Genomic DNA, 14,169 nt, shown 5'->3' on the forward strand with positions numbered 1-14,169 from the left:
ATGAGAGGTGGCTGGCGTGGCGTTCTAGCCGAGCATGAGCACCACGCGGCCGCGCGGCTCGCCGCTTTCAACGTAACGGTGCGCTTCGACCGCCTGTTCAAAGGCAAAACGCCGGTCGACCTGCGGCTTGATCAGCCGATCGGCAGTCAGCTGGTTGATGTGCTGCAGGGCGCGCTCGACGGCCTCGCGGTTCTGCTCGATACCCAGCTCCGGCTGGCCGGTGAAGTCGCACAGGCAGTGGAGAAAGAACTTGAAGTTCTTCTTGAACGCCGCGCAGACCGGCAGCGCGGTTTCGTTGCCGCCGTTCATGCCGTACAGGATCAACTTTCCCAGCGGCGCCATGACGTCGCCCAGCAGCTTCATCTGCGAACCGCCACAGGCGTCCAGCACCACCTCGACACCGCGGCCTTCGGTCACCTTCTGCAGGCGGCCGACCAGGTCTTCTTCCTCGGTGACGATCACCGTCTCGGCACCCAGTTCACGCAGGTAGTCGCGGTCTTCGCTGGTGTCACAGGTGGCGATCACGCGGCCGCCCAGCGCCCTGGCCAGCTGCACGGCAGCCGGGCCGGTGCAATGCGCGGCCTGGTTGATCAGCACATGCTGGCCGGGCTCCAGTTGCGCCAGCTCGACCAGCGCGAAGTAGCTGACCAGCATCGGCGTGTAGTGGATCGCTGCCTCGCCGGCCTCGAGCATGTCCGGGTAGTGCACCAGCGCCTGCTGCGGCAGCAGCGCATGCTCGGCATAGAGCGGGTACTGATTGAGATCATGCGCGGGAAAGCCGGCCACCCGATCGCTGACGACAAAGCCCTCGACGCCCTCGCCCACAGCGAGCACCTCGCCGGCGACCTCGCTGCCGAGCCCCGCCGGCAAGCGCGCGTGGCGCGGCGCCAGATCCTGCCGCCAGAGCACGTCGTTCCAGCTGACACCGATGGCGCGCACGCCGATCAGCACTTCCCCCGGCCCTGCCACGGGCACGGGCCGTTCTTCGTAACGCAGAACTTCGGCCGGACCGAACTGGTGGAAACGTATGATGCGGGACATCGCGACCCTCGTCTTACTACTACTGTGCCTGTGGACTCTATCGTCAGTGCGGGCACAACTCCAGCGAGGCACCCGGATTCGCATCGATAGTCGCCATGCGCCGAAATGATGGAGCGCTGTATGTATCGCGCGGTGGCACCACTTCGAAAGCGCGATTTGTCATTGACCCGCTTGCCGCCCCGGCTACTAGAATGCTCGCCTCTCTCGCCGAGCCGCTCTACGCTGCACGGCTCAAGGACCGAAGTGACCAGGCATGAACCGCAACGATCTTCGCCGCGTCGACCTCAACCTGCTGATCGTCTTCGAAACGCTGATGCACGAGCGCAGCGTGACGCGCGCAGCGGAAAAGCTGTTCCTTGGCCAGCCGGCGATCAGCGCGGCGCTGGCTCGCCTGCGCACCCTGTTCGACGACCCGCTGTTCGTGCGCACCGGGCGCAGCATGGAGCCGACCGCTCGCGCCCAGGAGATCGCCCAGCTGTTGTCGCCGGCGCTGGACTCGATCTCGACGGCGGTCAGTCGCGCTTCGTCTTTCGACCCGGCGACCAGTACCCAGGTGTTTCGCATCGGGCTTACCGATGAGGTCGAGTTCGCCCTGCTCCCGCCGCTGCTGCGCCGCCTGCGCGCCGAGGCGCCTGGTGTGGTGCTGGTGGTGCGCCGCGCCAACTATCTGTTGATGCCCGGCCTGCTGGGCTCCGGCGAGATTTCCGTGGGCGTCTGCTACACCGAGGAACTGCCGGCCAATGCCAAACGCAAGGTGCTGCGCCGGCCCAAGCCGATGCTGCTGCGCGCCGACAGCATTCCCGGGCGCCTCAGCCTGGAAGACTACTGCGCCAGGCCGCACGCCATGGTGTCCTTCGCTGGCGACCTCAATGGCTACATCGACGAGGAACTGGCGCTGCACGGCTGCCAGCGCAAGGTGGTGCTGGCGGTGCCGCAGTTCAATGGCCTGTCCAACCTGCTGGCCGGGACCGACATCGTTGCCACGGTGCCGGATTACGCCGCCGCCGCGCTGGTGGCCCATGGTGGCCTGCGCGCCGAGCCGCTGCCGTTCGAGACCAGCCAGGACTTCGAACTGTCGATGGCCTGGCGCGGCGCCCAGGACAACGACCCGGCCGAACGCTGGCTGCGCTCGCGCATCCAGATGTTCGTCGGCGATCCGGACAGCCTGTAGGGTGGAAAACGGCGCAGCCTTTTCCACGCGTCTCCCCGCCCCTGCACGCCGTCACGCCTTTCTCGACGTCATTGCCGATTGCTAACGCAGCACCGGCTGCCAGCCGACGCAGCCGATCCACGCCGCGATTCGGTGAAAAGGACCTGGCGGTCGTTTTCCTCCCCTACCGTTATTGCCTGCTGCTGATGATCGATGCGCAAACATCATCGCCAGTGATATTCACCTTCGGCTCGTTCGATTTCTGCCTGAGGACCTGACCGCGCAGATTTCCGCCATCGAAAAACCGACTTGCGGAGTCAAGCATGGAACGTTCGCTCAACGCCTTGCGTTTTCCCCTTATTGCCCTGACGGTGCTGATCACCGCCGCCTGCGGCAAGGCACCGGAGGCCACCCAGTCGGGTACGCCGCCGCCTGCGGTCAGCGTGGCCGAAGTCATCGAGCAGCAGGTGACCGAGTGGGACGAGGTCACCGGGCGCCTGGAGGCGCCGGAGTCGGTGGAGATCCGCCCGCGCGTCTCGGGCTTCATCGACAAGGTGGCCTTCGAGGAAGGCGCGCTGGTGAAAAAAGGCGACCTCCTGTTCCAGATCGATCCACGCCCGTTCCAGGCCGAGGTCAAGCGTTTGCAGGCGCAGCTGCAACAGGCCCGCGCGACCCAGCAGCGCACCGCCGCCGAAGCCGAGCGCGGCGAGCGCCTGCGGCAGAAGAACGCGATTTCCGCCGAACTGGCCGATGCCCGTGTCAGCGCCGCCAGCGAAGCGAAATCCGCGGTCGCGGCGATCCAGGCGCAGCTGGACAAGGCCCAGCTGGACCTCTCCTTCACCCGCGTGACGGCGCCCATCGACGGCCGTGCCGGCCGCGCACTAATCACGGCCGGCAACCTGGTCAACGCCGGCGAGGCCCTGCTGACCACGCTGGTCTCCACCGACAAGGTCTACGCCTACTTCGAAGCGGACGAACGTCTGTACCTGAAGTACCGCGAGTTGGCGCGTCAGGGCGACCGCGGCGAGGCGACCCCGGTCTATCTCGGCCTCTCGGACGAGGACGGCCACCCGCATTTGGGCCACATGGACTTCATGGACAACCAGGTCGACCCGCGCACCGGCACCATCCGCGGTCGCGCCGTGTTCGACAACCGTGACGGCAGCTTCACCCCCGGCCTGTATGCACGGCTGAAGCTGGTCGGCAGCCCGACCTACGAGGCCGTGCTGATCAAGGACGTGGCGGTGGGCACTGACCTGGGCAAGAAGTTCGTCCTGGTACTGGCCGAGGACGGCACCGTTGCCTACCGGCCGGTCGAGCTCGGGCCCAAGCTCGAAGGGCTGCGCATCGTGCGCGATGGCCTGGCCAAGGGCGAGCGCATCGTGGTCAACGGCCTGCAGCGCGTACGCCCGGGTAGCCCGGTGCAGCCCGAGTCGGTGCCGATGGCCGACGCCGAGACGCTGGCGGCGCTGAAGCAGCAGAACCGTGCGATCAGCGAGGCGATGAAGCCGCAGGTCGACGAGCGCACCCTGGCCCAGCGCCCGAGCAGCTGACCGTCCGACAGCAGACCTGAACTCCGGCGCGCCAGTCGCGCCCATCCGATCGATCCGCCAGGGCGCGCCCGCCGCGCCCTACCCCGGAGTGCGCCATGAATTTCTCGCAATTCTTTATCAAACGGCCGATTTTCGCCGCCGTGCTGTCGTTGGTGATCCTCATCGGCGGCGCCATCTCGCTGTTCCAGTTGCCGATCAGTGAATACCCGGAAGTCGTTCCACCCACCGTGGTGGTGCGGGCCAACTTCCCTGGCGCCAACCCCAAGGTGATCGGCGAAACCGTTGCCTCGCCGCTGGAACAAGCCATCACTGGCGTCGAGGGCATGCTCTACATGTCGTCCCAGGCGACCGCCGACGGCAAGCTGACGCTGACCATCACCTTCGCCCTCGGCACCGACCTGGACAACGCCCAGGTGCAGGTGCAGAACCGCGTGACGCGCACCATGCCGACCCTGCCCACCGAGGTGCAGCGCCTCGGCGTGACCGTCGACAAGGCCTCCCCCGACCTGACCATGGTGGTGCACCTGACCTCGCCGGATAACCGCTACGACATGCTCTACCTGTCCAACTACGCCGCGCTCAACGTCAAGGACGAGCTGGCGCGGCTGGACGGTGTGGGCGACGTGCAGCTGTTCGGCCTGGGCAACTATTCCCTGCGCGTCTGGCTCGACCCGAACAAGGTCGCCCAGCGCAACCTCACCGCCACCGACGTGGTCAACGCCATTCGCGAGCAGAACCGTCAGGTCGCCGCCGGCGCCCTGGGCGCCCCGCCGGCACCGGGCGCCACCGACTTCCAGCTGTCGATCAACACCCAGGGCCGCCTGGTGGACGAGGAGGAGTTCGAGAACATCATCGTGCGTGCCGGCGAGGACGGCGAGATCACCCGCCTGAAGGACATCGCCCGCATCGAACTGGGCTCCAGCCAGTACGCCCTGCGCTCGTTGCTGAACAACCAGCCGGCGGCGGCCATCCCGATATTCCAGCGCCCGGGCTCCAACGCCATCGCCATCTCGGACCTGGTGCGCGAGCGCATGGCCGAGCTCAAGCAGAGCTTCCCCCAGGGCGTGGACTACGAGATCGTCTACGACCCGACCATCTTCGTGCGTGGCTCCATCGAGGCGGTGGTGCACACCCTGCTCGAGGCCATCGTGCTGGTGGTGCTGGTGGTGATCCTGTTCCTGCAGACCTGGCGCGCTTCGATCATTCCGCTGGCCGCCGTGCCAGTGTCGCTGATCGGCACCTTCGCGGTGATGCACCTGCTCGGTTTCTCGCTCAACGCGCTGTCGCTGTTCGGCCTGGTGCTGGCCATCGGCATCGTGGTGGATGACGCCATCGTCGTGGTGGAGAACGTCGAGCGCAACATCGGCCTCGGCAAGTCGCCGGTAGAGGCGACCCGCCAGGCCATGAAGGAAGTCACCGGGCCGATCATCGCCACCGCCTTGGTGCTCTGCGCGGTGTTCATCCCGACTGCGTTCATTTCCGGCCTTACCGGGCAGTTCTATCAGCAGTTCGCACTGACCATCGCGATTTCGACGGTGATCTCGGCGTTCAACTCGCTGACCCTGTCGCCGGCGCTGGCTGCGACCCTGCTCAAGGCCCACGATGCGCCGAAGGACGGCTTCTCACGGCTGCTCGACCGGCTGCTCGGCGGCTGGCTGTTCCGCCCGTTCAACCGCGTGTTCGACCGCGCCAGCCATGGCTACGTCGGCGTGGTGCGGCGCATCCTGCGCGGCAGCGCCGTGGCACTGCTGGTCTACGTCGGCCTGGTGGGCCTGGGGTACATGGGCTTTGCCAGTACCCCGACCGGCTTCGTTCCGCAGCAGGACAAGCAGTACCTGGTCGCCTTCGCCCAGTTGCCGGACGCCGCCACCCTGGACCGTACCGAGGATGTGATCAAGCGCATGTCGGAAATCGCCGGCAAGCATCCGGGCGTGGAGAACACCGTGGCCTTCCCGGGGCTGTCGATCAACGGTTTCACCAACAGCCCGAACAGCGGCATCGTCTTCACCCCGCTCAAGCCCTTCGATGAGCGCAAGGACCCGTCGCTGTCGGCCAACGCCATCGCGGCGGACCTGAACGGCCAGTTCGCGCAGATCCAGGATGCCTTCATCGCCATCTTCCCGCCGCCACCTGTGCAGGGCCTGGGCACCATCGGCGGCTTCCGCGTGCAGGTGCAGGATCGCGGCAACCTCGGCTATGAGGAGCTGTACAAGCAGGTGCAGAACGTCATCGCCAAGAGCGCGGACTATCCGGAGCTGGCCGGCCTGTTTACCAGCTATCAGGTCAACGTGCCGCAGGTGGACGCCGATATCGACCGCGAGAAGGCCAAGACCCATGGCGTGGCCATCGATGACATCTTCGACACCATGCAGGTCTACCTCGGCTCGCTGTATGCAAACGACTTCAACCGCTTCGGCCGCACCTATCAGGTCAACGTCCAGGCCGACCAGAAGTTCCGCCTGGCGCCAGAGCAGATCGGCCAGCTGAAGGTGCGCAACAACCGCGGCGAGATGGTCCCGCTGTCGACCTTCGTCAGCGTCACTGACAGCGCCGGCCCGGACCGGGTGATGCACTACAACGGCTTCCTCACCGCGGAGATCAACGGCGCCGCCGCACCGGGCTACAGCTCAGGGCAAGCCGAGGCAGCCATGGAACGTCTGCTCCAGGCCGAGCTGCCCAACGGCATGACCTACGAATGGACCGAGCTGACCTACCAGCAGATCCTCGCCGGCAACACCGCGGTGTTCGTCTTCCCGCTCTGCGTGCTCCTGGCCTTCCTGGTGCTGGCCGCGCAGTACGAGAGCTGGAGCCTGCCGCTGGCGGTGATCCTGATCGTGCCGATGACACTGCTCTCGGCCATCACCGGAGTGATCCTGGCCGGCAGCGACAACAACGTCTTCACCCAGATCGGCCTGATCGTGCTGGTGGGGCTGGCATGCAAGAACGCGATCCTCATCGTCGAGTTCGCCAAGGACAAGCAGGAGGAAGGCATGGACCGGCTCGCCGCCACCCTCGAAGCCTGCCGCCTGCGCCTGCGGCCGATCCTGATGACCAGCTTCGCCTTCATCATGGGCGTGGTACCGCTGGTGCTCTCCAGCGGGGCCGGTGCCGAGATGCGCCATGCCATGGGTGTTGCGGTGTTCAGCGGCATGCTTGGGGTGACGTTCTTCGGCCTGTTGCTGACCCCGGTGTTCTATCTGGTGATTCGCGCCTTCGTCGAGAAGCGTGAAGCGCGCAAGGCGGTATTCAAGGAGGCCCGCGCATGAAGTTCTTCACCCTTTCCCTGCTCGCTCTGACCATCGCCGGTTGCGCGGTCGGTCCGGATTACCGTGCGCCGCAACCGGAGCCGGCGCGCATCGAGCGGGCTGCCGCGGCCGGCTTCGACCGTGCGCGCTTCGAGGGCGCCTGGTGGCAGCAGTTCGAGGACCCCACCCTGGACCGCCTGGTGGCCCATGCGCTGGCGGAGAACCGCGAGCTACGTATCGCCTTCGCCCGCCTGGGCAGCGCCCGGGCGATCCGCGACGACGCGGCCAATGACCGTTTCCCGACGGTCACGGCAGGCGCGGGTGCCGAAATCGGCAAGGCGCAGCAGCCGGGTTTTGGTGATCGGCGGGTTGACATCGAACGCTACGACCTGGGGCTGGACATGGCCTGGGAGCTGGACCTGTTTGGCCGCATCCAGCGCCGGCTAGAGGCCAGCGAGGCGCAGGCCGAGGCGGCCGAGGCCGACCTGCAGCAGTTGCAGGTCAGCCTGATCGCCGAGCTGGTCGATGCCTACGGCCAGCTGCGCGGCGCCCAGCTACGCGAGCGCATCGCCCGCGCCAACCTGGACAACCAGCGCCGCTCGCGCGAGCTGACGGTACAACTGCGCGACGGCGGCCTGGGTAGCGACCTCGACGTGCTGCGCGCCGATGCGCGCCTGGCCGCGACCGAGGCGACGCTGCCGCAGTTGCAGGCCCAGCAGGCGCGTGCGCGCAATCGCATCCGCATCGCCACGCTGCTTGGCCAGCGCGCCGACGGGCTCAGTGTCGACCTCTCGCCACGCGAGCTGCCGGCGATTGCCAAGGCCTTGCCGATCGGCGATCCGGGCGAACTGTTGCGCCGCCGGCCGGACATCCGTGCCGCCGAACGGCAACTGGCGGCGGCGACCGCCAATGTCGGCGTGGCCACGGCGGACCTGTTTCCGCGGGTAAGCCTGTCCGGTTTTCTCGGTTTCATCGCCGGGCGCGGCTCGCAGCTCGGTTCCAGCGCAGCCGAGGCGTGGAGCGTGGCCCCGGGCATCAGCTGGGCGGCCTTCGACCTGGGCAGCGTACGCGCCCGCCTGCGCGGCGCCGAGGCCGAGGCCGAGGGGGCTCTGGCGGCCTACGAGCAGCAGGTGCTGCTGGCACTGGAGGAGTCGCAGAATGCCTTCAGCGACTACGGCCATGCGCAGCAGCGCCTGCTGGCACAGCTGCGCCAGTCCGAAGCCAGCCGTGCCGCAGCCGAGCAGGCGCGCATTCGCTATCGCGAGGGCAGCGAGGATTTTCTCGTGCTGCTCGACGCCGAGCGCGAGCGCCTGGCTGCCGAAGACGCCCAGGCGCAGGCGGAGGTCGAGGTCTACCGCGGCATCGTCGCGCTGTACAAGGCGCTGGGGGGCGGCTGGCAGAGCTGAGCCCCGCGCCGGCCAAACTGTGATCTGGTGCAGGTCCCTTCCGGTTGGTGGCCCTGGGCGCTTTCGGTTGTCATCCGTCTTTGGCATAAGAAGCGGTTGAAAGTCCGAAAGCGTCCGCAGGCCCTGCTCCGCGCGATGCGCTGCCAACCAACCAGAAGAAAAGAGTCTTTCATGAAGCCGATCATTACCCTTGCCGGGCTCGTGCTGGCCGTTGCCAGCGCGTTTGCCCAGGCGGAGCCCATCGTCATCAAGTTTTCCCACGTGGTCGCCGAGGACACGCCCAAGGGCAAGGGGGCGCTGCTGTTCAAGCGATTGGCCGAAGAACGCCTGCCGGGCCAGGTGAGCGTCGAGGTCTATCCGAACTCCTCGCTTTACGGCGACGCGGATGAGCTCGAGGCGTTGCGTGAGGACAAGGTGCAGCTGCTGGCACCGTCGCTGGCCAAGTTCGAGCAGTACACCAAGCAGGTCCAGGTGTTCGACCTGCCGTTCCTGTTCGACGACATCGACGCGGTGAACCGTTTCCAGAAGCGTGCCAAGGGCCGCCAGTTGCTGCGCTCGATGGAAACGCACAACATCACTGGCCTGGCCTACTGGCACAACGGCATGAAGCAGCTCTCGGCCACCCGCCCGCTGCATCGACCGGCCGATGCCGCCGGCCTGAGCTTCCGCATCCAGCCCTCGGCCGTGCTCCAGGCCCAGTTCGACGCGGTCGGCGCGAACAGCCAGAAACTGCCCTTCGCGCAGGTCTACAGCGCGCTGAAAGCCGGCTCCGTACAGGGCGCGGAAAACCCTTGGTCGAACATCTACAGCAAGAACATGCACCAGGTGCAGCCCTACATCACCGAGACCAACCACGGCGTGCTGGACTACATGCTGGTGACCAACACCCGTTTCTGGATGAGCATGCCGCACAAGGTGCGTTTCGAGCTGGAAGCGATCATCGACGAAGTCACCTACATGGTGAATCAGGAGGCCGAGCAGCTGAACCAGGCCGACCGCGAGCGCATCCGTCAGGCCGGCACCAGCCAGATCATCGCCCTGAGCGACGAAGAGCGGCAGGCCTGGCGCGAGAAGATGCGCCCGGTCTGGCAGCAGTTCGAGCCGGTGATCGGCGCCGACATCATCAAGGCCGCCGAACACGTCAACCGCAGGAGCCGCTGAGCGGTCGGCAGCCGCCTTACCGCGTCTGCCCCTGGCTGGAGCCGGTCGTCAGCGCCGGGTCCTCCAGCCGGCTGCTGTCCCAGCCCCCGCCGAGCGCGGCGATCAGCTGAACGCTGGCCAGCAGGCGATCCCCTAGCAGGCCCAGATGGGTCCGCTCGTTGTTCAGTGCGGTGGTCTGCACGGTCGCCACGCTGAGGAAGTCGACCATTCCGGCGCGGTACTGGTTTTCGATCAGGCGCAGTGATTCCTGCGCCGACTCCAGCGCCTCGCGCTGTACTCCAACCTCCTCATCCAGCACGCGCAGCTGCACCAGCGCATCCTCCACTTCGCGCAAGCCGTCGAGCACGGTCTGTCGATAGCTCGCCACGGTCTGGTCGTAGGCGGCTTCGGCGCGTTCGACTTCGGCGCGCCGCGCGCCGAAATCCAGCAGCGTGACCGCCAACTGCGGGCCAAGCGACCAGAAGCGGTTGGGCACCTCCACCAGGTTGCTCCAGGCACTGTTGCGGTAACCTCCGGAAGCCGAGAGCGTCAGGTCCGGAAACCAGGCGGTCTTGGCTATCCCGATCTCGGCGTTGGCGGCCATCACGTTGCGTTCGGCCGCGGCCACGTCCGGGCGGCGTTCGAGCAGTTGCGAGGGCAGCGCCACCGGCAACTGCGGCAGCTGCGGAATGCCCTCGCGCCGCGCCAGGTCGAGTTCGCTGGGCGGCACGCCGACGAGCACGGCAATGGCATGCTCGAACTGTGCACGTTGCCATTGCAGGTCGATGGCCTGCGCCTGGGTCTGCTTGAGCTGGGTGCGTGCCTGCGCCACGTCCGACTTGGGCACGATGCCGGCGCGGTACTGGTTCTCCGTCAGGCGCAGCGAGCGCGCGTAGGCATCCACCGTCTGGTCGAGCAGGCGCTGCTGGGCATCCATTACCCGCAGCTGCAGATAGGTCTGCACCAGCTCGGCCTGCAGGCTCAGGCGCAGGGCGGCCAGATCGGCCGCGCTGGCCTGCATGTCGGCCCGGCTGGCTTCGAGGTTGCGTCGCAGCCGCCCCCACAGGTCGACCTCCCAGGCCGCATCCAGCCCCAGCTGGTAGCTCTCGCTGATCCCGCTCGCGCCAGTCGTGCCCTGCGACCCGCTACCCTGCCCGCTGCGGGTAGCCGATGCACTGCCGGATACGCTGGGGAACAGCTGCGAACGGGCGCTGCGCACGAGGGCGCGGGCCTGGCGGTACTGCGCTTCGGCGGCGGCGAGGTTCTGGTTGGACAGCTCGAGCCGAGCGACCAGCGCATCGAGCTCGGCATCGCCATAGAGCGACCACCAAGGGCCGCGCGCGAGCAGATCGCCCGGTGCGGCGCTCTTCCAGCCTTCGGCCTGCTTGAACGCGCTGCCGAGCGTGAGCTCCGGCCTCCGGTAGTCGGGGCCAAGGGTGCAGCCACCCAGCAGCAGTCCCAGGGTGAGCATGGCCAGTGGGCGCAGGTGGAAACGTCGAGCGGAAACGGTCATAGCGGATTGTCCAGGGCGGCGTCGGTACGCACTCCACGCCAGTGGTTGAAGCGATGGCGCAGACGGTCGAGGTAGAGGTAGACCACCGGCGTGGTGTAGAGCGTGAGGATCTGGCTGAGCACCAGGCCGCCGATGATCGCCAGGCCCAGCGGCTGGCGCATTTCGGCGCCTTCGCTACCGCCGACCAGCAGCGGCACGGCGCCGAGGATGGCGGCCAGGGTGGTCATCAGGATCGGCCGGAAGCGCAGCAGGCAGGCGCGGTGGATCGAGTCGGCCGGTGCCAGGCCGTCGTTGCGCTCGAACTGCAGGGCCAGATCGATCATCAGGATGGCGTTCTTCTTCACCACGCCGATCAGCAGGAACAGGCCGAGCAGCGAGATCAGGCTGAACTGCTCGCCGGTGAGAATGATCGCCAGCAGCGCGCCGACGCCCGCCGAAGGCAGTGTCGAGAGGATCGTCAGAGGGTGGATGTAACTCTCGTAGAGCACGCCGAGCACGATGTAGACCAGCAGCAGTGCACCGAGAATCATCAGTGGCTGGCTTTCCTGCGCCGCCTTGAACACGTCGCCGGTGCCGCCCAGCCGTCCCTGCACCTCGCTCGGCAGGCCGATGGCCGCCACCGCGCGTTCGATCGCCAGCGTCGCCTGGTCGAGGCTGACGCCCGGTGCGAGGTCGAAGTCGATATTCTCCGCGGCGAACTGGCCGTCGTGCTGCACGCGGTCTTCTTCCAGGCTGCGCTCGTAGCGTGCGAAGGCCGACAGGGGCACGCGCTGGCCGTCGTCGGTGATCACATGGACCTGGTCGAGCACCTCGGGGTGCTGCGCATAGGCCGGGTCGAGCTCCATCACCACGCGGTACTGGTTCAGCGCCTCGTAGATGGTCGAGATCTGCCGCTGGCTGAAGGCGTTGTTCAGCAGCGTCGTCACGGTGCTCATGTCGATGCCCAGCCGCTTGGCCGCATCACGGTCCACGACCAGGGTGATCTGCTGCGCACCCTCGCCATCGTTAGCGTCGATGCTGGTCAGCTCGGGCAAGGCCTTGAGCGCGGCGATGACACGCGGCGTCCAGGTGCGCAGATCGTCGAGGTCGCCGGCCAGCAGCGAGTACGAGTACGCCGAGCTGCTCTGCCGCCCGCCGCCGAACTGCAGATCCTGGTCAGCCATGAGGAACATGCGCCCGCCCGGCACCTTTGGCTGGTTGCGGCGGATGCGCTCGATCACCTCCTGCGCCGAGAGGTGCCGCTCGGCCAGCGGCTTGAGCCGCACGATCATGAAGGCATTGTTGATGCCGCCCTGCCCGCCGATGAAACCGGCCACGCTTTCCACCGCCGGGTCGGCCAGCACCGCCTTGCGGAACACCTCCATTTTCGGCTGCATGACTTGGAACGACAGGCCGTCATCGCCGCGGATGAAGCCGGTCAGCTGGCCGGTGTCCTGCTGCGGCAGAAAGGTTTTCGGCACCTGGACGTAGAGCACAACATTCAGCGCGACGGTCGCCAGCAGGCTGAGCAGGGTGATCCGCCGGTGGCGTAGCGCCCAGGCCAGGGAACGGTCATACCAGCCGACCAGCCGCTCGTGCAGGCGGTGGCTCCAGACATGCAGGCGGCTGTCGTGCTGTGGGTCGTGGCGCTTGAGCCAGCGGGCGCAGAGCATCGGCGTGAGCGTCAGCGAGACCAGCAGCGAGACCAGAATGGCCGCCGCCAGCGTCAGGCTGAACTCACGGAACAGCCGCTCCACCAGCCCGCCCATGAACAGGATCGACACGAACACCACGACCAGCGAGACGTTCATCGACAAGAGCGTGAAACCCACCTCGCGGGTGCCGATGTAGGCCGCGCGCAGCGGCGGCACGCCGTCGTCGATGTGCCGGGCGATGTTCTCCAGCACCACGATGGCATCGTCGACCACCAGGCCGGCGGCGAGGATCAGCGCCATCAGCGACAGCGTGTTGAGCGAGAAGCCGGCCAGGTACATCACGGCGAAGGTGCCGACCAGCGACACCGGTACCGCCAGGGCCGGAATCATCGCGGTGCGCAGTTTGCCGAGGAACAGGAACACCAGCAGGATCACCAGTGCCACGGCGATCAGCAGCGTGCGTTCGGCCTCGTGCAGGGTCGCGCGGATCACCGGCGAGCGGTCCATCGCCACGTCCAGCGCGACGCTGCCCGGCAGTATCGCCTGCAGCGCCGGCAGTTCGGCGCGGATGCCCTCGATGGTTTCGATGATGTTGGCACCGGCCTGGCGATTGACGATCAGCAACACCGCCGGCTCGTTGTTGAAGAAACCGCTGTTGTAGCGGTCCTCGACCGAATCCTTGACGCGCGCCACGTCGCCCAGGCGCAGCGCCGCGCCGTCCTGATAACGGATGATCAGCGGGGTGTAGTCGGCGGCCTCGTGCAGCTGGTCGTTGGCCGCCACCTGCCAGTGACGGTGGTCATCCTCGACCATGCCCTTGGGCCGCCGCACGTTGGCGTTGGCGATGGTCTGGCGCACTTCGTCGAGCGACACGCCGTACTGCTCGAGCTGCTGCGGCTGCAGCTCGACGCGCACGGCCGGCAGCGAGCTGCCGCCGACCTGGACCTCGCCGACGCCGGGCACCTGCGACAGCTTCTGCGCGAGGATGGTCGAGCCGATGTCGTAGAGCTGGCCCTTGTCGAGCACCTCGGAGGTCAGCGACAGCACCATGATCGGCGCCTGCGACGGATTGATCTTGCGGTAGGTGGGCATGCTGCGCATGCCGCTCGGCAGGAGGTTGCGCGCGGCGTTGATCGCCGCCTGCACGTCGCGGGCGGCACCGTTGATGTCGCGGCTCAGGTCGAACTGGATGATGATCCGCGTCGAGCCCTGGCTGCTGCGGCTGGTCATCTGGCTGACCCCGGCGATACTGCCGAGCGAGCGCTCCAGTGGCGTTGCGACGCTGGACGCCATGATCTCCGGGCTGGCGCCGGGCAGGCTGGCCTGCACCGTGATCACCGGGAAATCCATGTTCGGCAGCGGCGAGACCGGCAGCAAGGTGAAGCTCACCCCGCCGAGCAGGAGGATCGCCAGGCTCAGCAGCATGGTCGCTACCGGGCGGGCGATGAACGGCGCCGAAAGATTCATCGATCGCCCTCGTCCAGGCT

At 67.1% G+C, this 14,169-nt stretch carries 8 protein-coding genes; 5 read left to right on the forward strand and 3 right to left on the reverse strand.

Annotation, left to right across the window (positions count from 1 at the left end; all coding sequences use genetic code 11):
• Positions 1-24: 24 nt before the first annotated feature.
• Entirely contained in the window at positions 25-1,041 is a 1,017-nt protein-coding gene (locus tag CL52_RS09515) for a zinc-dependent alcohol dehydrogenase family protein (RefSeq protein WP_043220163.1), read from the reverse strand.
• Positions 1,042-1,294: 253 nt separating this feature from the next.
• On the opposite strand from CL52_RS09515, the gene CL52_RS09520 reads away from it, so the two are divergent.
• The 5 genes from CL52_RS09520 (at position 1,295) to CL52_RS09540 (ending at position 9,556) form a co-directional block, all read left to right on the forward strand.
• Positions 1,295-2,212 (forward strand): LysR family transcriptional regulator, encoded by a 918-nt coding sequence (locus CL52_RS09520; RefSeq protein WP_041105469.1) that lies wholly within the window; start codon positions 1,295-1,297, stop codon positions 2,210-2,212.
• A 302-nt stretch (positions 2,213-2,514) separates the two neighbouring features.
• Positions 2,515-3,744, forward strand: a complete 1,230-nt coding sequence (gene mexE / locus CL52_RS09525) for a multidrug efflux RND transporter periplasmic adaptor subunit MexE (RefSeq protein ID WP_043220165.1) — start codon at positions 2,515-2,517, stop codon at positions 3,742-3,744.
• 95 nt (positions 3,745-3,839) lie between these two features.
• Positions 3,840-7,010: an efflux RND transporter permease subunit gene (locus CL52_RS09530; RefSeq protein WP_043220167.1), complete on the forward strand. Its 3,171-nt coding sequence runs from the start codon at positions 3,840-3,842 to the stop codon at positions 7,008-7,010.
• Positions 7,007-8,395, forward strand: coding sequence for an efflux transporter outer membrane subunit (locus CL52_RS09535; protein WP_043220170.1), 1,389 nt, complete (start codon positions 7,007-7,009; stop codon positions 8,393-8,395). The genes CL52_RS09530 and CL52_RS09535 overlap by 4 nt, the downstream gene beginning before the upstream one ends.
• A 171-nt stretch (positions 8,396-8,566) precedes the next feature.
• Complete coding sequence (locus CL52_RS09540) at positions 8,567-9,556, forward strand: TRAP transporter substrate-binding protein (protein ID WP_043220172.1); 990 nt, start codon at positions 8,567-8,569, stop codon at positions 9,554-9,556.
• A gap of 16 nt (positions 9,557-9,572) precedes the next feature.
• Here CL52_RS09540 and CL52_RS09545 read toward each other — a convergent pair whose 3' ends face one another.
• Positions 9,573-11,048 carry an efflux transporter outer membrane subunit gene (locus tag CL52_RS09545; protein WP_041105474.1) on the reverse strand — a complete coding sequence of 492 codons (1,476 nt, stop codon included), beginning with the start codon at positions 11,046-11,048 and terminating at the stop codon, positions 9,573-9,575.
• A complete protein-coding gene (locus CL52_RS09550; RefSeq protein ID WP_043220174.1) occupies positions 11,045-14,149 on the reverse strand; it encodes an efflux RND transporter permease subunit in 3,105 nt (1,034 codons plus the stop codon). Before CL52_RS09550 ends, CL52_RS09545 begins: the two co-directional genes overlap by 4 nt.
• Positions 14,150-14,169 lie beyond the last annotated feature (20 nt).

The organism is Stutzerimonas balearica DSM 6083 (assembly GCF_000818015.1).
Taxonomy (GTDB): Bacteria; Pseudomonadota; Gammaproteobacteria; order Pseudomonadales; family Pseudomonadaceae; genus Stutzerimonas; species Stutzerimonas balearica.